Below are 19336 nucleotides of genomic sequence, written 5' to 3'. Positions count from 1 at the left end.
GGCGGGGGGAACGTTGCTACAGTGTTCTCAGGCATCGCTGCCGCGCTGGGCGCCGCATGGCGGCTGGAAATGGCCGCCGCGCCACAGCGCGAAGCACACGGGCCTGCAGTGCGCACCACTTGCGCGCACACCTGGCCGTGGCCCTGCGAGTTCGCACCAAGATCGATCACTGTCCGTCGCGGGGCACAGGCGAAACAAAACTTGCACATTTTTTGTGCAGCGAAGGGGAATCGAATGAAGCAACCTAACGACGTATTCAATGATCTGCAGTCGCGCGTGAGCGATCTGCTCAAGAACTCGCCGGCGCGCGATGTCGAACGCAATGTTCGCGCAATGTTGTCGCAAGGCTTTTCGAAGCTGGACCTCGTCACGCGCGAGGAATTCGATGCGCAAACGCAGGTGCTCGTGCGCACGCGCCAGCGTCTCGAAGAACTCGAGCGCCGCGTCGCCGAGCTCGAGCAGAAGCTGCCGGTGACCAGCCAGTCCTCCTGATCAATTCCTTGCGCACTCCTGTGCGCAATCGAGTGCAGCCGCCATGCCGCACCGCCGCAAGCGATCCGTAGCGTGATCGCAATGGAACCGTAAAGGGGCAGACGCCTCACCAGCCTGGCGCATGCACGGCGCGCGAAACATGTACGAAGCCCGGACCAAAGCTTCGTACCACGCGCGCCACTCCCCGCACGCGAGCCTTCCGGAGAATCCCATGTCGCTTGCCGTGGTGCGCAGCCGCGCGCCGGCTGCTGGCCGCGCGCCCGAAGTCACTGTCGAAGTTCATCTCGCCAACGGGCTGCCGTCGTTTTCCATCGTCGGGCTGCCCGACCTCGAAGTGCGCGAAAGCCGCGAGCGCGTGCGCGCCGCGCTCTCGAACTGCGGCTTCGATTTCCCGGTGAGGCGCATCACCGTCAATCTCGCGCCCGCCGATCTGCCCAAGGAATCCGGCCGCTTCGATCTGCCGATCGCGCTCGGCATTCTCGCGGCGAGCGGGCAGCTTCCGGTTGCGGCGCTCGCGCACCGGGAGTTCGCGGGCGAGCTTTCGCTCACCGGCGCCGTGCGGCCCATGCGCGGCGCGTTCGCCATGGCATGTGGCACGGCACGCGCGCATAGGGAGCGCGTAGCGCGTGTCGACGAAGCGGCAGCCTCCAGCCTTCAGACCATTGTCGCGAGCGACATCCTTCGGATTCCTGATGCTGAGACCGGCGAAGCCACGCGCTCGCGCATGCCCGAGCTTTATCTCCCTGCGCAGAACGCCGCCGAAGCGGCGCTCGTGCCCGATGTCGCGGTGTACGGCGCGGCAGATCTGCGCTCCCTGTGTGCCCACCTTGCGGGCGCCGATCCCGAAGCGCGCCTCGCCCCCGTGCGCGCGAGCGCCCTCGACGCCGCACCGGCCGCCGCGCCACCCGACATGGCCGACGTGGTCGGCCAGCGCGGCGCGCGCCGCGCGCTCGAAGTCGCGGCGGCCGGCGGCCACCATCTGCTGATGGTGGGGCCGCCGGGCGCCGGCAAGTCGATGCTCGCCGCGCGCCTGCCCGGGCTCCTGCCGCCGATGACGGACGACGAGGCGCTCGCCTCCGCCGCCCTGCTCTCCGCCAGCGCAGTCGGCTTCACGCCGCAGCAGTGGCGCAAGCGGCCGTTTCGCGCGCCGCATCATTCGTCGAGTGCGGCCGCGCTGATCGGCGGGCGCAATCCGCCGCAGCCGGGCGAGATCACGCTCGCCCATTTAGGGGTGCTATTTCTGGATGAGCTCCCCGAGTTCGATCGCCACGTGCTCGAGACCCTGCGCGAACCACTCGAGGTGGGCGCGATCACGATTTCGCGCGCCGCCTGGCAGACCGACTTTCCGGCCGCGTGTCAGCTCGTCGCCGCGATGAATCCCTGCCCGTGCGGCTGGCGCGGCGACCCCGCCGGGCGCTGCCGCTGCACGCCCGAAAGCGCCGCGCGCTATTTGCGCAAGCTGTCGGGGCCGCTGCTGGACCGCATCGACATCCAAATCGAGATTCCGGCGCTGCCGCCCGCCGAACTGGCCGCCCGCGCGAGCGCGAACGCCGAACCGAGCGCCGCGATCGCCGCGCGCGTGCAGGCGGCGCGCGAACGCCAGCTGGCGCGCCAGGGTAAAACCAATCGCGCATTGACCGGCCGCGAAACCGATGCAGTCTGCCAGCCGGACGCCGCCGGAGAAGCGCTGCTGCGCGAAGCGGGCGAGCGCTTCGGCTGGTCGGCGCGCGCGCACTACCGGGTGCTCAAGGTCGCGCGCACGATCGCCGATCTCGCGGGCGCCGCGATGCCCGAAGCCACGCACGTGGCGGAGGCCGTGCAGTACCGGCGTGTGTTTGCCGAGCGATAGCCATGCACAGCGCCATTTCGCCGGAAAACGCCGCCGCTTTGCGCTGCGGGGAATGTGAATAGCGCCAATAAGTCGAAGTCAAGACTTGACTTATGCACATTTCGTCGTGTTGACCCCGGTTCTGTGCATGGTTCGCATTACGCCGGGGCCACTTCGGTAACCCTTTGATTCTTCTACTTTTCTAGATTTGCAGAAAAGCGGCCAAAACTAACAGAAAGCCCACAGGACGGCCTGTTCCGGCCAACGTGGCGCTGTTTTCCACAAAGTTACCCACAGCTCCTGTGGGTAACCAGTAAACCCTCAATCAAATCCGATAATTAGCGTGTTTACCTGCAGCGCAACCTTCACTTCGTCGCGCAAACGCCCGCCGCTGCGTGAGTGAAACATGGCGGCGCGAGGCGTACTGCGGAGTCCCAAAACTCAGTACAGCTTGAAAGATCCGAAGAACTGGTCGATCTGCTCGACCGGCGGCTCGCTGCGCCCGACGATCGCCACCTGGTAGGCCCGCGCGCCCTTGGCGACGAGCCGCGCGTGGATCGTGCGCGCTTCGCCGTTGGCGCCCGCCTTGCCGGCCATGCGCATCTCCACGCCCTCGATCGAGCCGCCCGTCGCAAGCGGCACCGCCACCGCGTGTGCCTCGGCCGGCGCGCCCACGTTGCGCGCGAGGCCCGCGCGCAGGAAGTCGAGCGCCTTTTGCTGCGTCGCGGGCTGCGCGTCGGGCAGATCGAGCGCGCCGACCACGAACACGTCGCCGGCGACTTCGGCCGTCTGCACGCGCATGCGCATCGGTGTGCCGTTCACGTCGATACTGCGCTCGTCCTTGTCGGGCTTGGCCGGCAGATCGATCGTGTAGCCGCTCGCATCGTTCGAAATCGTGCGCCAGTCGTAAGTGGGCGCGCAGGCGGCCAGCGCGAACGCGGCGGCAAGTATGCCCAGCGTCGCCGCGCGGGCCGGAACGAAGGCGGCCATCGGCAGATTCAACGGGAGTCGGGCACGGCGAAGGATGTCCAGGACCATGGGGCGAGGTTCGTCACGGAAGTGAAAGGTGCGCGACATTATCCGTCGGCGCATACCCGGATGTTGTCTCGCAACCGCTATGCCGGGAAATTCGGCGCTACAATATTTGCGCTCAACACCCGCGTCCTTTGGCGCACGAGGCAAGGCTCATGACCGCTGCATCCCCGAATTCCTCGAACAAGCGTTCCGGCGCACTCATGCGCATTGGCGCGGCGGTGGTCGTCGTCGCGATCGCCGTGGCCGGCTACTTCGCGTTCTTCGGCAGCCAGCAGCGCGTGCCCGACGCGACCTTCACGCTGCTGTCCGGCCAGAAGGTCTCCACGCACGACCTAAAGGGCAAGGTCTATCTCGTCAACTTCTGGGCGACGAGCTGCACCACCTGCATGGCGGAAATGCCGAAGATGGTCCAGACCTATAACCGCTTCAAGGGCGAAGGCCTCGAGTTCGTCGCGGTGGCGATGAACTACGACGCGCCGATGTACGTCGCCAACTACGCGCAAACGCGCCAGCTGCCGTTCAAGGTGGCAATGGACGATGGTTCGGCGGCAAAGCAGTTCGGCAACGTCCAGCTCACACCGACCACCTTCGTGATCGGCCGCGACGGCAAGATCCTCAAGCGCTACGTGGGCGAGCCGCAGTTCGCCGAACTCGACCAGTTGCTGCAGAAGGCGCTGGCGACCTGATACGCGATTCGCGTAGCCAATAAAAAAGCAGCGGATATCCCGCTGCTTTTTTTATGCCTCCTTGTGCCGCTTTACGCCTCGCCGCGCGCCACCAGCCCATAGCGGCGAATCTTCTCGTACAGCGTGGCCTTCGCCATCTGCAGCCGCTCGGCGGCCTGGGCGACCGCACCGTTGCTCTGCTGCAGGGCGTCGGCGATCAGCGCGCGCTCGTACTGCTCCACGCGCTCCTTGAGCGGCAACGCGTCGTCCTCGCCGGCCGCCGCGCCGGCCGTCAGATCGTCGGGAATCCCGAGGACCCGGCGGTCCGCCGCATTGCGCAGCTCGCGCACGTTGCCCGGCCAGTCGCGCTGCGCGAGCCGCATGCGGTCGCGCTCGGTGAGCAGCGGCGCGGGACGCTGGTAGCGCACCGCCGCGTCGAGCAGGAAGTGTTCGAAGAGCGGCACGATGTCCTCGCGGCGCTCGGCCAGCGGCGGCAGCGCGATCGTCACGACGTTCAGCCGGTACAGCAGGTCGCGCCGGAAGGTCCCCGCCGCCACGTGCTCGCTCATGTCGCCCTTGGCCGCCGCGACCACGCGCAAGTCGGCGCGCACCGGCTGGTTCGAGCCGAGGCGCTCCAGCACGCCGTCCTGCAGCACGCGCAGCAGCTTCACCTGTAGCGAGAGCGGCATGCTCTCGATCTCGTCGAGAAAGAGCGTGCCGCCGCTCGCGTGCTCGAGCTTTCCGATCCGGCGCTTGGCTGCGCCCGTGAACGCGCCCGCCTCGTAGCCGAACATCTCCGATTCGAACATCGGCTCGGGCAGCGCGCCGCAGTTCACGGCGACGAATGGTTTGTCGTGGCGCGGCGAAAGCTCGTGCAGGCTGCGCGCGATCAACTCTTTGCCCGCGCCGGTGTCGCCGTTGATGATCACCGAGGCGTCCGTCGGCGCGACGTTCGCGATCAGCTTGCGCACCTGTTCGATCGCCGGGCTCTTGCCGATGATGCGCGGCGCGAGCGTGTCATGCCCCGCCAGTTCGCGGCGCAGCGCGAGGTTTTCGAGCACGAGCAGGCGCCGCTCCAGCGCGCGCCGCACCGTTTCGATGAGGCGCTCGGAGGCAAACGGCTTCTCGATGAAGTCGTAGGCGCCGTCGCGCATGGCCTGCACGGCCATCGAGATATCGCCGTGGCCCGTCACGAGGATGATCGGCACCTCGGGCGCGCGCTCGTGGCACTGCGCGAGCAGATCGAGCCCGCTCATGCCCGGCAGGCGGATGTCGCTCACCACGACGCCCGCGAAGTCGGCATCGACGAGCGGCAGCGCGCCTTCCGCGTTGGCGAAACCGGCGGCGTCGAAGCCCGCGAGCTGCAGGCTTTGCACGCCCGCGCGGCGCACGAGTTCGTCATCCTCTACGTAGAGCACCCGGCCGGGCGTGGTGTTCACCATGTTCGTTCGTCATCCTGATTCAAAAGCCAGCCACACAACCCAGCGTCACAACCCAGCGTCACAACCCGGCGGCACGCGCCGCGCTCGCGGCATCCGCACGCGCGCGGCGCAACGTCAGCACGAAGCGTGCGCCGCCCTCCGGCACGTTGCTCGCCGTGAGCGAGCCGCCGCAGTCGCGTGCGATCGACGAGGAGATCGCGAGTCCGAGGCCGAGCCCCTGCCCCATTTCCTTCGTCGTGAAAAACGGCTCGAAGAGGCGCGGCAGCACCTCTTCGGGAATGCCCGGCCCATTGTCGCTCACCGCGATGGCGAGCGTCGCGGCGCTCGCCTGCACGTCGATCGCGATGCGCGGCGACGGCAGGCCCGCCACGGCGTCGAGCGCATTGCCGAGCACGTTGATGAGCACCTGCTCGAGCCGCAGGTCGTCGCTCTGCGCGCTCAGGTCCGGGTACCCGGCGTCCACGTCGAGCGGCACGGTCGGCGCGCCGTCTTCCGTCAACGTGAGATCGACGCGCACGCCGTCGAGCCGCTTGCCGAGCAGCGCGAGCGAGTTGCGCAGCGCGCGGGCGACCGGCGCGCGCGCGCTCCTGGGCCGCGCACGTCCGACGAACAGCTTGAGCTGATTGACGATCTTGCCCATGCGCTCGGTGAGCGAGCCGATCGCCTCGAGGTTTTCGGTCGCCACCGCGTACTGGCCGCGCTCCAGAAACACGCGCGTGTTGTCCGAGAAGCTGCGCAGCGCCGCGAGCGGCTGGTTCAGTTCGTGCGTGATGCCCGCCGCCATCTGGCCGAGTGCGGCGAGCTTGCTCGCCTGGATCAACTCGTCCTGGGTCGCGCGTAGTTCCGCCTCGGCGCGCGTGCGCTCCGCCACCTCGCGCTGCAGGCGCTCGTTGGCCTGCGAGAGATCGGCGGTGCGCTCGGCCACGCGTTCGTTGAGCATCGCGTAGGCCTTTTGCAGCATCGCGCGGCTGCGCATCACTTCCCTCACGCGGGCGCGCCGCATGCGCCAGTAGAAGCCGAACAGGCACAGCGAAACGTAGCCGAAGCCCGTCATGATGGTCGCGTTGCGCGAGGCTTCGAGCACAGGGTCGATCGACGACATGGTGACGAGATGCCAGTCGGGCTCGACGAGCGAGCGGCGCGTTTCCAGGTAGCGCGGCGCGCGGATGCCCGCGCCCATGCGCACGATGTCGGCGCCGCCCTGCAACACGCGTTCGACGCTCGTCGGCAGCGGCGCGATCGGCTCGCTCGCATACTGGCGCGTGGCGTCGATCGAGGCCACCACGGCCGGCGCCAGCGGGCGCACCGTGCGGTACTTCCACGCGGGCACCGAGGAGAGAAAGATCACGCCGTGGTCGTCGGTGACGAGCAGCGGCTCCGAGGCATCGGTGCCCGGAAACCATTCGAGATTGAGCTTCACCACGGCCACGCCGACGATCTTGCCGTCGCGCCGCACGGGCTGCGACACGTAGTAGCCCGGATCGTGCGAGATCGTGCCGATGCCGAAGAAGCGCCCCACGCGGCCGTTCATCGCGTCGATGAAATACGGCCGGAAGCGGTAATCCGCGCCCACGAAGCTATCGGGGTCGCGCCAGTTGCTGGCCGCGATGCTCATGCCGTCGGCGCGGATGATGTAGGTCGTCGTGGCGCGCGCGTGGCGGTTCACGTCTTCGAGATAGCGGTTGGCGGCGGCCACCCACTCGGGTCGCTGTTCGACCAGCACGTCCTGCACGAGCGGATGCTCGCCGACGATATACGGAAGTGAATCGTAGCGCTCCAGCGTGCTCTTGAGCGAAGCCGCGGTGCGGTCGCCGCGCACGGCGGCGTTGCGGCGCAGCGCGTCGATGCCGGCCTGCCACGTGAGCGCCCACGTCAGCGCGCAGACCGCGACGAGGCCGGCTGCGAGCGCGAAGAGGATGATGAGGCGGCGCGTCACGTGAGCGGCTTCCAGACGGTCGAGGGGATGAGGGAGATTGTGGCACACGGCCGCGCCGGGGCGTCCGGGTCGGACAGCGCGCTTCGGGCCCACCCGGCCAGACTGCCGCCAGGTCAGACGGGAAAACAAAAACGGACGGCGCTCGCGCAGGGGAAACGCTTGCGCCGCCCAGCGGCCATCGCCGCGAAACATCGAGAGAACAGACATCGGCGGGCGGCGCGCCTTGCGGCTTGCGCGCGCCCGCCCAGCGCGGCTTATGCGCCTGCGCTTTCCTTCATTTCTTCGACTTCGCCGGAGAGCACGGCGCGCAGCTTGTTGCGGTCGAGCTCCTTTTCCCATGCCGAGACCACGACCGTCGCCACGCCGTTGCCGACGATGTTGGTCAGCGCACGGCACTCGCTCATGAAGCGGTCGATGCCGAGGATCAGCACCATGCCCGAGAGCGGAATGGTCGGCACCACGGCGAGCGTGGCCGCCAGCGTGATGAAGCCCGCGCCGGTCACGCCGCTCGCGCCCTTCGAGGTGAGCATCGTCACCGCGAGCAGCGTGAGCTGCTGTGTCCACGTGAGGTCGGTGTTGGTCGCCTGGGCGATGAAGAGCACCGCCATCGTCATGTAGATGTTGGTGCCGTCGAGGTTGAACGAGTAGCCGGTCGGCACCACGAGGCCGACGACCGAGCGCGAGCAGCCAAGGCGCTCGAGCTTCTGCATCAGTTGTGGCAGCGCCGATTCCGACGAGCTCGTGCCGAGCACGATCAGCAGCTCTTCCTTGATGTAGGAAACGAAGCGGATGATCGAGAAGCCCGTGAAGCGCGCGATCGCGCCGAGCACGACGAGCACGAACACGATCGACGTGAGGTAGAACGTGCCGATGAGCTTGAGCATCGGGATCAGCGAGCCCACGCCGTACTTGCCGATGGTGAACGCCATCGCGCCGAACGCGCCGATCGGTGCGAGCTTCGTGACGATCTTCACGACGCCGAACAGCACGCCCGAGATGCTGTCGATGAACTCGGTCACCACGCGGCCGCGCTCGCCCAGTTGCGTGAGCACGGCGCCGAACAGCAGCGCGATGAGCAGGATCTGGAGGATTTCGCCCTGCGCGAACGCCGAGGTGATCGTGTCCGGAATGATGTGCATCAGGAAGTCGACGCTGCTCTGGCCATGGGCCTTTTCGGCGAAGCTGGCCACGGCCTTGGCGTCGAGCGAATGGACGTCGACGTTGAAGCCCGCACCCGGCTTCAGCACGTGCGTGGCGATCAGGCCGAGCACGAGCGCGAAGGTCGAGACGATTTCGAAGTAGAGCAGCGCCTTGCCGCCCACGCGGCCCACCTTCTTCATGTCCTCCATGCCGGCGATGCCGGTCACGACGGTACAGAAGATGATCGGCCCGATCACCATCTTGATGAGCTTGATGAAGGCGTCGCCGAACGGCTTCATGTCGATGCCGATCGCAGGCCAGTAGTGGCCGAGAATCACGCCGATGACGATCGCCACGATCACCTGGAAATAGAGGACTTTGTGGAGAGGTTTCTTCACGATGGTTCCTGCAAATGAGTTAAGCCAATGGCCGAACGAAGCGAGTTCGGGCCGCGACAGGTCGAAACTGGGGATCAGCGAAACCGGAAGATGGGATCGGACATCGGCTGTCTCCTTGCGACCGGTGTTAGCGCTTTAGCGCTTACTCCGGCCCCATGCATAGCTGCTGTTTTTTTGTCGCGGCCGGGGTGGCCGCGCGTTCTTAATTGCAAGGAGAATGCCAGCTAGCGCAATCGCTCACAGCATTGATTTATAAGGACTTTTATCCAGCGAACAAAGGCGCGAATCTGGTTTTCCAGAATCGCGCCCTTTGGGTGTTTGGATTTCCAGAAAGACGGCAGCCGCCTTAGCCGCGTCCCTTCCACGGCACGAGCCGCTTCTCGAGCGCACGCATGCCCAGATCAAAGCCCCAGGCAATCAGCCCGATCAGCACGATGCCCATCACCACGACGTCGGTGCGCAGGAAGCTCGACGCGTTGAGCACCATCTGGCCCAAGCCCGCCGTGGCGGCGACCATCTCGGCGGCCACGAGCGTGGTCCAGCCGAAGCCGATGGCGATGCGCAGGCCCGTGAGGATCTCCGGCAATGCGGCCGGCAGCACGACGAAGCGCACGATCTGCGCGAGGCCGCCGCCCAGCGACGCCGCCGCGCGGATCTGCTCGACGCTCGCGCTCTTCGCGCCGGCGCGCGCGGCCATGGCGATGGGCGCGAAACAGGCGAGCCAGATCACGACGATCTTGGCCGTCTCGTCGATGCCGAACCAGATCACCACGAGCGGCAGATAGGCGAGCGGCGGCAGCGGCCGGTAGAACTCGAGCGGCGGATCGAGCAGGCCGCGCGCGACGCGCGACACGCCCATCAGAATGCCGACGGGCACGGCCGTCACCAACGCCAGCAGGAACGCGCCGAATACGCGCAGCGCGCTCCAGAACAGATGCTCGGAGAGCGGCAGGCCGCCCTGGATGCGGCCGTGCAGCGCATCGGTGAAGGCTTGCCAGACGGCTTCGGGCGTCGGCAGGAAGAGCGGCGGCAGCCAGTGCAGGTGCGTCGCGAGCCACCAGAGCAGCGCGAGCGCCGCCACCGAGGCCGCGCTCAGCGCAGCGGTGGGGCCCTCGCCGGGCATGCGCCAGACTTTCGAGCGCGCCGGTTGCGCCTCGCGCGCGGCGGGTGCATCGACGCGGCGTGCCTTCAGCGCGACCTCTCTCAACGATTCGTGCGGCACGCTCATACCGGCTCCTCGGGTGCGTGCGAGCCGGCGTCCGCGTGCAGCAAATCCACCAGCCGCTCGCGCCACGCGATGAATTCCGGCGACGACTTCACGGCGCGCGCGTCACGCGTGGCGAGATACTGGCGCGCGAACGGCACCTCGTACTCGCGCTCGATGCGGCCCGGCCCCGGCGTCATGACGACGATGCGCGTCGCCAGAAAGAGCGCCTCCTCCACGCTGTGCGTGATGAAGAACACCGTCTTCTGCGTGCGCGCCCAGATGTCGAGCACGAGCGTCTGGACCTGCTCGCGCGTCAGGGCGTCGAGGGCGCCCATCGGCTCGTCCATCAGCAGGATCTGCGGATCGCTCGCGAGCGCGCGCGCAATGCCCACGCGCTGCTGCATGCCGCCCGAGAGCGCATACACGCGTTCGCGCGCCTGGCGCTCCAGGCCCACGAGCGCGAGATTCTCGCGCGCGATGCGCTCGCGCTGCGCCTTCGGCACGCGCCGAAAGCGCAAGCCGAGCGCGACGTTATCCAGCACGTCGAGCCACGGCAGGAGCGCGTGCTTCTGGAATACCACGCCGCGCTCCGCGCCCGGCCCCTCCACGCGCGCACCGTTCACGCGCACCTCGCCAAGCGCCGGCTCGATGAAGCCCGCGATGCAGTTGAGCAGCGTGGTCTTGCCACAGCCCGAAGCGCCGAGCGCCACGACGAACTCGCCGCTCGCGACTTCGAGGTTCACGTTGGCGAGCGCGACGTTCGGCGCCGCGTCACGCCGCGCGCCTTCGTAGATGACGGTGAGATCACGGATCGCGAGCGCGCTCATGCGTAGCTCCTTGCGTTCAATGCGCAGCGGCGCGCTGCACGTACTGCGGATCGACGCCTACCGAGTAGTCGGGCAGCACGTTCTGGATCGTGCCCTGCTCCTTGAGGAAGGCGGCCGTGGCGAGCAGCGACTGCGCCGCCCCCGACTGCGCGCCACCGCCCAGCCAAACCTTCGAGGCCTGCTCGGCGGGCGTGGGGAACGCGTAGAGCGCGAGGCTCGCGGGCACTTCGGCGGCATTCGCGCCCGACTCCTTCGCCACCGCCAGCACCTGCGGCGAGGCCGCGTTCCATGCTGGGCGATGCGCGCTGTAGTCGGCGTCGGCGGCGGCCAGCACCTTCACGAATTTCGCGACGAAATCGCCGTTGTCCTTCGCGAACTTGCGGTCGACCACGAAGCCGTCGAAGGTCGCCTTGCCCGTGGCCTTCGCCACCTGGCCCGACGTAATCAGCACCTTGCCGTTCTTCTTCACCTGCGCGAGCACGGGGTCCCAGATGTAAGTCGCGTCGATGTTGCCGCGCTGCCAGGCGGCCGCGACCTCGGGCGGACGCAGGTTGACGATCTTCACGTCGGCGGGATTCACGCCCGCGTTCTGCAGCGCGACGAGCGCGTGAAAGTGCGAGGTCGAGACATACGGCACGCCGATCGTCTTGCCCTTCAGGCCCGCGATGCTGGTCACGCCCGAACCGTCGCGCGCGACGAGCGCTTCGGCGTCGTTGATGTTGTCGAGAATCCAGAAGAGCGAGAGATCCACGCCCTGCGAGAGGCCGGCCGCGATCGGGCTCGAACCGGCCTCGCCGAGCTGCACCGAGCCCGAGGCGAGCGCGCGGATCACGTCGGCGCCGCTCGCGAGCTTGCGGTAGGTGACCTTGTAGCCCGTTTCCTTCTCGACTTCGCCCGTTGCCTGCGCGTAGCGCCACGGCACCACCATGTCCTGATACGCGATCACGACCTCGCGCGTTTCGGCGTGCGCGCGCGGCGCGCCGAACGCGCTGGCGAGGCAGGCCGCGGCGAATGCGACGGCGGCGATGTGCGGGCGGCGTGCGAATGCAGGGAGAGCGCGAGGGTTCATCGAGAGACTCCGGCGGAACGACGTTCGAGTGAATGAAGGTTCCGACTATAGGGAGTCTGGCGGCGGGCGGTTCTAACTTATCCGCGTTAGCTAATGGCGCTGCTGGAGCATTGCTTTTCGCGTTGAGATGGATGGCGCTGGAATCGATGGGTGTGTCGCGCTGTTCGAGCGCAGCGCGATGCAAAAAAGCAAAAAGCCCGCTTTTCAGCGGGCTTTTCGATTGCGTGCTTGCGAGAAAGCGGGGGATGTTTAAACCACCCCTGCCCCATGCGCCTGCAGATCGGCGTGATAGCTCGAACGCACCATCGCGCCAACGGCCGCGTGCGTGAAGCCCATCTTGTACGCCTCTTCCTCGTACATCTTGAAGGTGTCGGGATGCACGTACGAACGCACCGGCAGGTGGTGCTCCGAAGGCTGAAGATACTGGCCGATCGTCAGCATGTCGACATCGTGCGCGCGCAGGTCGCGCATCACCTGAAGAATTTCCTCTTCGGTTTCGCCGAGGCCCACCATCAGGCCCGACTTCGTCGCGACTTCGGGATGCAGCGCCTTGAAGTCCTTCAGCAGCTTGAGCGAGTGCGCGTAGTCCGAACCCGGGCGCGCTTCCTTGTAGAGGCGCGGCACCGTTTCGAGATTGTGGTTCATCACGTCCGGCGGCGCGGCGTTGAGGATCTGCAGCGCGCGATCCAGACGGCCTCGGAAGTCCGGCGTGAGAATCTCGATGCGCGTTTCGGGCGACTGCTCGCGCACCTGGCGGATGCACTCCACGAAGTGGCCGGCGCCGCCGTCACGCAGGTCGTCGCGGTCCACGCTTGTGATCACGACGTACTTAAGTTTGAGCGCGCCGATGGTGCGCGCGAGGTTGGCCGGTTCGTCCGGATCGAGCGGATCGGGGCGGCCGTGGCCCACGTCGCAGAACGGGCAGCGGCGCGTGCACTTGTCGCCCATGATCATGAACGTCGCGGTGCCCTTGCCGAAGCATTCGCCGATGTTCGGGCAGCTCGCTTCCTCGCACACCGTGTGCAGGTTGTGCTCGCGCAGGATGTTCTTGATTTCGTAGAAGCGCGAGTTGCCCGTGGCCGCCTTCACGCGGATCCACTCGGGCTTCTTGAGCTTCTCGATGGGAATGACCTTGATCGGAATGCGCGAGGTCTTGGCCTGCGCCTTCTGTTTTGCGGTGGCGTCGTAGGCAACGGCGTCGGCGCTCGTGCCAGCGGAGTTTGCGGCGGGGTTCGCGGTTACGTCAGTCATGCTTTCGATCCAGTCAGGCCGCCGGTGCGACGTCAGCCTGCGGTTGCGGCGGTTGCCCGCCTGATATGGCCGCTTCGGCCGGGTCCATCGCGGCCGCGTAAGCGGCCGCATCCTTTTCAGCCGCCTCTGCGGCCGGGTTCATCCCGGCCGCTTCGGCTGAAGGGTCTGTGGCAGCCGCTTCGGCTACCGTCGGAAGTATTGCTGCGTGAGCCGTGAGATGCGCCTCGAGCTGCGCCGCCAGCGTGCCGGCTACGTCGCGCCAGTTCGCCTGAACGCCAAGCGTCGCCATGTCGACGGTTTCGAGACCTGCGTATCCACACGGATTGATCGCGAGAAATGGGCTCAGATCCATCGACACGTTCAGGCTCACGCCGTGATAGCTGCAGCCGTTGCGGATCTTCAAGCCGAGCGCGGCGACCTTGGCGCCCACATGCAAAGCGCTCGCGCCGCTGGCGCCTTCTGGCACGTAAATGCCGGGCGCGCCGGCCTTGCGCTCGCCCGCGAGATTATACGCCGCCAGTGTTTCGATCACGGCGTCCTCGATGAGGGTGACGAGCTCGCGCACCATCAGCTTGCGGCGCCGCAGGTCGAGCAGCAGGTAGGCCACCACCTGGCCCGGCCCGTGATACGTGATCTGCCCGCCGCGATCGATCTGTACGAGCGGGATGCCGCTGTTCGCCACGAGCAGGTGCTCGGGCTTGCCGGCCTGGCCGAGCGTGAACACGGGCGGATGCTCGACGAGCCAGATTTCGTCGGGCGTACTGGCGTCACGGGCGGCCGTGAACTCGCGCATGGCGTCGAAGCTTGCTTGATAAGCCTCGTTGCCGCGCCAGCGCACGACGATGGGCGAACTTGCCGTTTGAGACGCGACCGCGGCCGCGCCGGGGTCGGAAGGAATTTGCGAGGGTGAAACCGGGGTGGCGCACATGATTTCGGGAGTTTACCGAATTCGGGACGAGCGCGCCGGGCATGCTGCGGATAACGGCGGCGATGGGTGGGCTCCCTTCGCCGCCGCCTTTGACTTGCTAGCCGTCAGGTCAAACCGTGCGCCAGCCGTCGCCGATGTGAACGCCTGCGCGTTGTGCGGCGCGCGCGGCCAGATCGACCACGCGCTCACCGAGGCGCGCCGGCGCCGCGAAGCCCACCCACGCAGCCGCGCCGCCTTCCGCGCCGATCCACAGGCGCTCGCCGCGCCGCAGCCGCAGCGTGTGGCCGGGCTCGAGCCAGTAGTCGGCGGTGTCGTCGCTGCGCGTGACCCAGACGGTGCCGCACTTGACGGTCAGCCGCGTGCTGCGCGTGACGCGCACCGAGGCCGTTTGGTCGGCCGCCACTTCAAACGTGATATCCGAAGAAATTTCTCTCATTTCCGACTCCGAATGACCTGCTCCGATAGCTACAATCGTAGACACCATAAGGGATCGAGCAAAACGATCAATTTTCACGGCTATGTGAGAAAAAATACGATATGGATCTGCGTCAGCTACCCGCGCTGAATGCGCTCAAGGCCTTCGAAGCCGCCGCCCGCCACGAGAGCTTCTCGCGCGCCGCCGACGAACTCTTCGTCACGCACGGCGCCGTGAGCCACCAGATCCGCGCGCTCGAAGCGGAACTCGGCGTGGCGCTCTTCGCCCGCGACGGCAAACGCGTGCGCGTGACCGACACCGGCCGCCGCTACGCCGGCCAGGTGCGCGACGCGCTCAGCCAGCTCGCGCACGCCACCCAGGAGATCCGCGCCGGCGACCGCGACCGGCGGCTCGTGGTCTCGATGCTGTCGTCGTTCGCGGCGCGCTGGGTCACGCCGCGCATCGGCCGCTTCATCGAGGCGCATCCGCAGTGGGACGTCGAACTGCAATCGACGAATTCGCTCACCGACTTCGCGCGCGACGACGTCGATGTCGCCATCCGCTTCGGCTACGGACACTATCCGGGACTGCACGCCGAGCTGCTGCTCGACGAGATCTTCTTTCCCGCCTGCTCACCCGATTTCAACGGCGGCAAGCTGCCCACCGACCCGTGCGAACTCGCGAAGCTGCCGCTGCTGCGCTCGGACGACGAACTCTGGCGGCCGTGGTTCGACGCCGCGGGCCTCCAGGACCTGCCGGAACCGAAGCGCGGCGTGCTCTACCAGGATTCGTCGAACCTGCTTCAGGCGGCCATGGACGGCCAGGGCATCGCGCTCGTGCGCCGCTCGCTCGCCATGCACGAGATCACGCTCGGGCGCCTCGTGCGCCTTTTCAAGGACATCGACGGTCCGAGCCCGTGGCGCTACTACTTCATCTGCCCGCCGCAACGCATGCAGACCGAGCGCGTGCAGGCGTTTCGCGACTGGGTGTTCGACGAGGTCGCGCGCTTTCGGCGGCTCTACGAGGACGCGTGCGAAGCCGGTCCGCTGATGACGGCGGCCGCGGCGGCGCAACGCGCGCGCGTGGGCGACATGCCCTGACGACCCACTGGGTGGGCGCCGGATGCAAAAAGGGCCGCACGTTGCGGCCCTTTTCATGCGAACGCCTTCTGCCCGCTTACAGCACGATCTTCACCATCGGATGCCCGGTGAGGGCCCGATAGATGTCGTCGAGATGCGCCTGGCTCGTGGCGCGCACCGTCACGGTGAGGCCCGTGTAGTTGCCGCCGCTCGACGGACGCGTCTCGATGGTCGTGGCGTCGAAGCCGCCGTCGAATTCGCGCAGCACCGTCACGATGGTGTCCTGGAATTCCGGATGCGTCTTGCCCATCACCTTGATCGGGAAGTCGCAGGGGAATTCGATCAGCGATTCTTTCGCTGCGGGGTGGTTTGCCTGTTGTGTCACGTTCATTTCTCCACTTCCTGTAGCTCGGCGGCTGATGCGCGCCATGCCTGCGCCTCGCGCTGCTTCGCGCGCTGGTACGCCGCGTGAAGCGCCGCGTAGACCGGGCCCGGCTTGCCGCCGCCTACCGGCTTGCCGTCGAGCGCGACGACCGCCAGCACTTCCTTGGTTGCCGAGGTCACGAGTATCTCGTCCGCCTCGCGCAGCTCGGCTTCGGCGATCTCGCGCGCTTCGAAGCGCACGCCGCATTCCCCGGCCAGCTCCTCGATCAGGCCGTAGCGAATGCCTTCGAGAATGCGGTTGCTGCGCGGCGGCGCAAAGAGCGCGCCGCCCTTCACGATCCACACGTTCGACGACGACGCTTCGGTGAGCCAGCCGTCGCGCAGCTGGATCGTTTCGAACGCGTCGTTTTCCGCCGCGTGCTGCGCCATCAGCACGTTGCCGAGCAGCGAGGTCGACTTGATGTCGCAATTCAGCCAGCGCTTGTCTTCCGCCGTCACACAGCGCACGCCTTGCTCGCGCTGCGCAACGCCCGGCAGCTTGAGCGGATTGACCATTGCGAACACGGTGGGCGTGGCCGCCGCCGGGAAGGCGTGGCCGCGCGGCGCCACGCCGCGCGTCACCTGCACGTAGAAGTTGGCGTGCGCATCGCGCGCGAGCGCGCCCGCCGCTTCGTTCGCCTCGATCAGACGCGCGACGAGTGCGCGCCAGCCCGCTTCGTCGAACGGGTTCGCAATGCCGACCTTCTCGAGCGAGCGCTTCAGACGCGCCAGATGCTGCGCGATGCGAAACGGCACGCGCAGCGTGCCTTCATCATCGGCGAGCGCATAGACGGGCACGACTTCGTAAATGCCGTCGCCGAAGATGAAGCCGCGATCGAGCACGGGAATGCGTGCTTCGGCAAGCGGCGTGATCTCGCCGTTGAGCCAGACGAGCGGCTCGCCCGCCTGGGTCGCTGAAGCAGACGTCATGACTTCTTCTTGTTGACCATGAGCATGAGCGAATCCCACACGCGGCCCACGACACCGGCCTGCGGCACGGCTTCGAGCGCGACGAGCGGAACCTGCGCGAGCACCTTGCCGTCCGCGCCCACGAACTTCGCCGAGCCGACCTGCTGGCCGACCGCGAGCGGCGCGATCAGCGGGCCGCTGAGTTCGACCTGCGGCTTGGCCTTGTCGGCGGCGCCCTTGGGCAGCGTGACGAACTGATCCTTCTGCACGCCGACCTTCACGGCGTCGAGCGTGCCCTTGTAGACGCGCGGCGTCGCCACGGCCTGGTTCGCCTGATAGATGCGCGTGGTGTCGTACGCGCTATAGCCGTAGTTCAGCATCTTCAGGCTGTCCTGCACGCGGTCGTGTTCCTTCGGCTCGCCCATCATCACCGAAACGAGACGGCGGGAGGCGCCGCCCGCGATCGGACGCTTGGCCGATGCGATCAGGCAGTAACCCGCAGCTTCGGTGTGGCCGGTCTTCAGACCGTCGACGGTCGGGTCGATCCACAGCAGGCGGTTGCGGTTCGGCTGCTTGATGTTGTTGTACTTGAATTCCTTGACCGAGAAGATTTCGTAGTACTCGGGATAGTCGCGGATCAGGCGCGCGGAGAGCCTGGCGAGGTCGCCGGCCGTCGTGTAGTGATTCGGGTCGGGCATGCCGTTCACGTCGGCGAAATGCGTGTGCGTCATGCCGAGCTTTTGCGCCTCGGCGTTCATCATGTTGGTGAAGTTCGCCTCGCTGCCGCCCACGAGCTCGGCGAGCGCGATGGCCGCGTCGTTGCCCGACTGCACGATCATGCCGTACACGAGGTCATGCACCGAGACCGGCTTGTTCGCTTCGATGAACATGCGCGACTCGTCGTTCTTCACGCGGCGCACGGCTTCGCTCGGCTCGATGATCTGGTCCATCGAGATCTTCTTCGTCTGCAGCGCCTCGAACACGAGGTACGCGGTCATGAGCTTCGTGAGCGATGCGGGCTCGACGCGCTCATCGGCGTTGCCGGAGGCGAGCACCTGGTTCGCCGTTGCATCGACGAGCACCCACGAGCGCGCGTTCACCCCGGGCGGCGGCAGGCCGCCAAGCACCTGGTCTGCTGCCGCGCCGGCAGACACCTGCGCCTGCGGCTGTGCCTGCACTTTCGCGCCGGCGGGTGCGGGCGTGCGGGCAAACGCGCTCGCGCTCACGAGGAGCGTGGCGGGCAGCAGCGCTGCGAGCGTGACATTGCGAACGACGGAGGAAGGAACGAAAGAAGACGGTTGGCCGGAGGAGAGAAAACGCATAGGTTCAGGTCGGGCTGAATTGGGACGGGATGAACGTAGCGCGCCATGCGGCGCACGGTCGGTGAAAGCCGGAATGCGGGTGCCGTGCATGCGCCGGTCGCGGCGCAGCAAGCACAAAATTGGCGAACATTATACGCGCCACGTCGTGGCGAATTTTCGCTAAGTCACACGTTTGCGCATACCTGTCGTGCATTTTTCACGCATTTCGCCGGGCATACGCGTGGTGACGAACGGCTTGCATCGGGCCCCGAAACAGCGGGGCCGACTGCGGGGCCAACTGCGGGCCGACGCTTCAGCGCCACGCTTCGACGATGATGCGCTTGAGGATATGTAACTTGCGGTGCAGGAAATGTTCTGCCCCCGGAATCACGACGATCGGCAATTCCTGCGGACGCGCCCATTCGTACACCGAGAGAATCGGCACGGTGTCGTCGAGTTCGCCGTGGATCACGAGCGTGTCGTCGCGCACGGGCGCGACTTCCCAGCGGCTCGCGGCCGTGCCGACGAACACCATGCGCTCGATCGCGCCGCCCGCTTCGAGATAGCGCTTCGCGACGTGCGAGAGCACGAAGGTGCCGAACGAAAAGCCCGCGAGCACGAGCGGCACGTCGGCCTGGCCCGGTTGCGCGCGCATGTAAGCGATGAGTGCGAGCAGATCGTCCTGTTCGCCGATGCCGTTGTCGTGCGTGCCCGCCGTTTCACCCACGCCGCGAAAGTTCGAGCGGTAGGTCGTGTAGCCGAGCTGCACCAGCGTGCGCGCGAGCGTTTGCGCAACCTTGTTGTCCATCGTGCCGCCAAAGAGCGGATGCGGATGCGCGACGAGCGCAATGCCGCGCGGCGTCGTGCCGGCGTCGGGCACGTCGAGCGCGCATTCGATCTTGCCGACGGGACCGTCGATCTGGAATTTTTGTGTCTGGGCGTTCATCGTGCGGCAGTCCTTACGGGTACTGTTTGGCCGTGCATTGGGGCA

Annotated in this window: 18 protein-coding genes; 4 read left to right on the top strand and 14 right to left on the bottom strand. The window is 67.0% G+C overall.

Annotated features, from left to right (window positions below; genetic code table 11):
* The first annotated feature begins 234 nt into the window (after positions 1-234).
* Together AB4Y40_RS39860 and AB4Y40_RS39855 are read left to right on the top strand one after the other, a co-directional pair.
* Positions 235-492, top strand: coding sequence for an accessory factor UbiK family protein (locus AB4Y40_RS39860; RefSeq protein WP_028201802.1), 258 nt, complete (start codon positions 235-237; stop codon positions 490-492).
* A gap of 211 nt (positions 493-703) precedes the next feature.
* Positions 704-2341 (top strand): YifB family Mg chelatase-like AAA ATPase, encoded by a 1638-nt coding sequence (locus tag AB4Y40_RS39855; protein WP_368692534.1) that lies wholly within the window; start codon positions 704-706, stop codon positions 2339-2341.
* Positions 2342-2761: 420 nt separating this feature from the next.
* Here the strand turns inward: AB4Y40_RS39855 and AB4Y40_RS39850 are convergent, their stop codons facing one another.
* A complete protein-coding gene (locus AB4Y40_RS39850) occupies positions 2762-3310 on the bottom strand; it encodes a hypothetical protein (RefSeq protein WP_368692533.1) in 549 nt (182 codons plus the stop codon).
* 197 nt (positions 3311-3507) lie between these two features.
* Here AB4Y40_RS39850 and AB4Y40_RS39845 point away from each other — a divergent pair, with 197 nt between their 5' ends.
* Positions 3508-4041, top strand: coding sequence for a TlpA disulfide reductase family protein (locus tag AB4Y40_RS39845; RefSeq protein ID WP_368692532.1), 534 nt, complete (start codon positions 3508-3510; stop codon positions 4039-4041).
* 71 nt (positions 4042-4112) lie between these two features.
* Here the strand turns inward: AB4Y40_RS39845 and AB4Y40_RS39840 are convergent, their stop codons facing one another.
* The 9 genes from AB4Y40_RS39840 to AB4Y40_RS39800 form a co-directional block, all read right to left on the bottom strand.
* Positions 4113-5462, bottom strand: coding sequence for a sigma-54-dependent transcriptional regulator (locus AB4Y40_RS39840; RefSeq protein WP_368692531.1), 1350 nt, complete (start codon positions 5460-5462; stop codon positions 4113-4115).
* Positions 5463-5520: 58 nt separating this feature from the next.
* Positions 5521-7605, bottom strand: a complete 2085-nt coding sequence (locus AB4Y40_RS39835) for an ATP-binding protein (RefSeq protein WP_368692530.1) — start codon at positions 7603-7605, stop codon at positions 5521-5523.
* A 47-nt stretch (positions 7606-7652) separates the two neighbouring features.
* Entirely contained in the window at positions 7653-8939 is a 1287-nt protein-coding gene (locus AB4Y40_RS39830) for a dicarboxylate/amino acid:cation symporter (protein ID WP_165822738.1), read from the bottom strand.
* A 343-nt stretch (positions 8940-9282) separates the two neighbouring features.
* Positions 9283-10164: an ABC transporter permease subunit gene (locus AB4Y40_RS39825; RefSeq protein ID WP_368692529.1), complete on the bottom strand. Its 882-nt coding sequence runs from the start codon at positions 10162-10164 to the stop codon at positions 9283-9285.
* Positions 10161-10970, bottom strand: coding sequence for a taurine ABC transporter ATP-binding protein (locus AB4Y40_RS39820; protein ID WP_368692528.1), 810 nt, complete (start codon positions 10968-10970; stop codon positions 10161-10163). Before AB4Y40_RS39820 ends, AB4Y40_RS39825 begins: the two co-directional genes overlap by 4 nt.
* A gap of 16 nt (positions 10971-10986) precedes the next feature.
* Complete coding sequence (gene tauA / locus AB4Y40_RS39815; protein ID WP_368692527.1) at positions 10987-12039, bottom strand: taurine ABC transporter substrate-binding protein; 1053 nt, start codon at positions 12037-12039, stop codon at positions 10987-10989.
* A gap of 249 nt (positions 12040-12288) precedes the next feature.
* Positions 12289-13290: a lipoyl synthase gene (gene lipA, locus AB4Y40_RS39810; protein ID WP_342949553.1), complete on the bottom strand. Its 1002-nt coding sequence runs from the start codon at positions 13288-13290 to the stop codon at positions 12289-12291.
* Positions 13291-13303: 13 nt separating this feature from the next.
* On the bottom strand, positions 13304-14218 hold the full coding sequence (gene lipB / locus AB4Y40_RS39805) for a lipoyl(octanoyl) transferase LipB (RefSeq protein ID WP_368692526.1): 915 nt from the start codon (positions 14216-14218) through the stop codon (positions 13304-13306).
* Between the two features lie 109 nt (positions 14219-14327).
* Positions 14328-14654: a DUF2917 domain-containing protein gene (locus tag AB4Y40_RS39800; protein WP_368692525.1), complete on the bottom strand. Its 327-nt coding sequence runs from the start codon at positions 14652-14654 to the stop codon at positions 14328-14330.
* 101 nt (positions 14655-14755) lie between these two features.
* On the opposite strand from AB4Y40_RS39800, the gene AB4Y40_RS39795 reads away from it, so the two are divergent.
* Positions 14756-15733, top strand: a complete 978-nt coding sequence (locus AB4Y40_RS39795; protein WP_368692524.1) for a transcriptional regulator GcvA — start codon at positions 14756-14758, stop codon at positions 15731-15733.
* 76 nt (positions 15734-15809) lie between these two features.
* On the opposite strand, the gene AB4Y40_RS39790 is transcribed toward AB4Y40_RS39795, so the two are convergent.
* The 4 genes from AB4Y40_RS39790 to AB4Y40_RS39775 all read right to left on the bottom strand — a co-directional run bounded on the left by AB4Y40_RS39790 (position 15810) and on the right by AB4Y40_RS39775 (position 19291).
* On the bottom strand, positions 15810-16103 hold the full coding sequence (locus tag AB4Y40_RS39790; protein WP_368692523.1) for a DUF493 family protein: 294 nt from the start codon (positions 16101-16103) through the stop codon (positions 15810-15812).
* Positions 16100-17065 carry a D-amino acid aminotransferase gene (locus AB4Y40_RS39785; RefSeq protein ID WP_368692522.1) on the bottom strand — a complete coding sequence of 322 codons (966 nt, stop codon included), beginning with the start codon at positions 17063-17065 and terminating at the stop codon, positions 16100-16102. The genes AB4Y40_RS39790 and AB4Y40_RS39785 overlap by 4 nt, the downstream gene beginning before the upstream one ends.
* Positions 17062-18366: a D-alanyl-D-alanine carboxypeptidase family protein gene (locus tag AB4Y40_RS39780; RefSeq protein ID WP_368692521.1), complete on the bottom strand. Its 1305-nt coding sequence runs from the start codon at positions 18364-18366 to the stop codon at positions 17062-17064. The genes AB4Y40_RS39785 and AB4Y40_RS39780 overlap by 4 nt, the downstream gene beginning before the upstream one ends.
* Before the next feature lie 292 nt (positions 18367-18658).
* The gene (locus tag AB4Y40_RS39775; RefSeq protein WP_368692520.1) at positions 18659-19291 is read right to left on the bottom strand and encodes an alpha/beta hydrolase; all 633 of its coding nucleotides are present in this window, start codon (positions 19289-19291) and stop codon (positions 18659-18661) included.
* Positions 19292-19336: the final 45 nt, after the last annotated feature.

Source organism: Paraburkholderia sp. EG287B (genome assembly GCF_040965595.1).
In the GTDB taxonomy this organism is placed as follows: Bacteria; Pseudomonadota; Gammaproteobacteria; order Burkholderiales; family Burkholderiaceae; genus Paraburkholderia.
This window is presented reverse-complemented; position numbering and strand designations above follow the sequence as displayed.

Excerpts from the sequence above, each read along its gene's own strand:
- lipA (WP_342949553.1), bottom strand. The coding sequence starts at position 13,290 with ATGACTGACGTAACCGCGAACCCCGCCGCAAACTCCGCTGGCACGAGC.
- AB4Y40_RS39790 (WP_368692523.1), bottom strand. The coding sequence starts at position 16,103 with ATGAACGTGACACAACAGGCAAACCACCCCGCAGCGAAAGAATCGCTG.
- AB4Y40_RS39840 (WP_368692531.1), bottom strand. The coding sequence starts at position 5,462 with ATGGTGAACACCACGCCCGGCCGGGTGCTCTACGTAGAGGATGACGAA.
- lipB (WP_368692526.1), bottom strand. The coding sequence starts at position 14,218 with ATGTGCGCCACCCCGGTTTCACCCTCGCAAATTCCTTCCGACCCCGGC.
- AB4Y40_RS39850 (WP_368692533.1), bottom strand. The coding sequence starts at position 3,310 with ATGGCCGCCTTCGTTCCGGCCCGCGCGGCGACGCTGGGCATACTTGCC.
- AB4Y40_RS39780 (WP_368692521.1), bottom strand. The coding sequence starts at position 18,366 with ATGCGTTTTCTCTCCTCCGGCCAACCGTCTTCTTTCGTTCCTTCCTCC.
- AB4Y40_RS39795 (WP_368692524.1), top strand. The coding sequence starts at position 14,756 with ATGGATCTGCGTCAGCTACCCGCGCTGAATGCGCTCAAGGCCTTCGAA.
- AB4Y40_RS39860 (WP_028201802.1), top strand. The coding sequence starts at position 235 with ATGAAGCAACCTAACGACGTATTCAATGATCTGCAGTCGCGCGTGAGC.
- AB4Y40_RS39820 (WP_368692528.1), bottom strand. The coding sequence starts at position 10,970 with ATGAGCGCGCTCGCGATCCGTGATCTCACCGTCATCTACGAAGGCGCG.
- AB4Y40_RS39775 (WP_368692520.1), bottom strand. The coding sequence starts at position 19,291 with ATGAACGCCCAGACACAAAAATTCCAGATCGACGGTCCCGTCGGCAAG.
- AB4Y40_RS39845 (WP_368692532.1), top strand. The coding sequence starts at position 3,508 with ATGACCGCTGCATCCCCGAATTCCTCGAACAAGCGTTCCGGCGCACTC.
- tauA (WP_368692527.1), bottom strand. The coding sequence starts at position 12,039 with ATGAACCCTCGCGCTCTCCCTGCATTCGCACGCCGCCCGCACATCGCC.
- AB4Y40_RS39785 (WP_368692522.1), bottom strand. The coding sequence starts at position 17,065 with ATGACGTCTGCTTCAGCGACCCAGGCGGGCGAGCCGCTCGTCTGGCTC.
- AB4Y40_RS39800 (WP_368692525.1), bottom strand. The coding sequence starts at position 14,654 with ATGAGAGAAATTTCTTCGGATATCACGTTTGAAGTGGCGGCCGACCAA.
- AB4Y40_RS39855 (WP_368692534.1), top strand. The coding sequence starts at position 704 with ATGTCGCTTGCCGTGGTGCGCAGCCGCGCGCCGGCTGCTGGCCGCGCG.
- AB4Y40_RS39835 (WP_368692530.1), bottom strand. The coding sequence starts at position 7,605 with ATGTCTGTTCTCTCGATGTTTCGCGGCGATGGCCGCTGGGCGGCGCAA.
- AB4Y40_RS39825 (WP_368692529.1), bottom strand. The coding sequence starts at position 10,164 with ATGAGCGTGCCGCACGAATCGTTGAGAGAGGTCGCGCTGAAGGCACGC.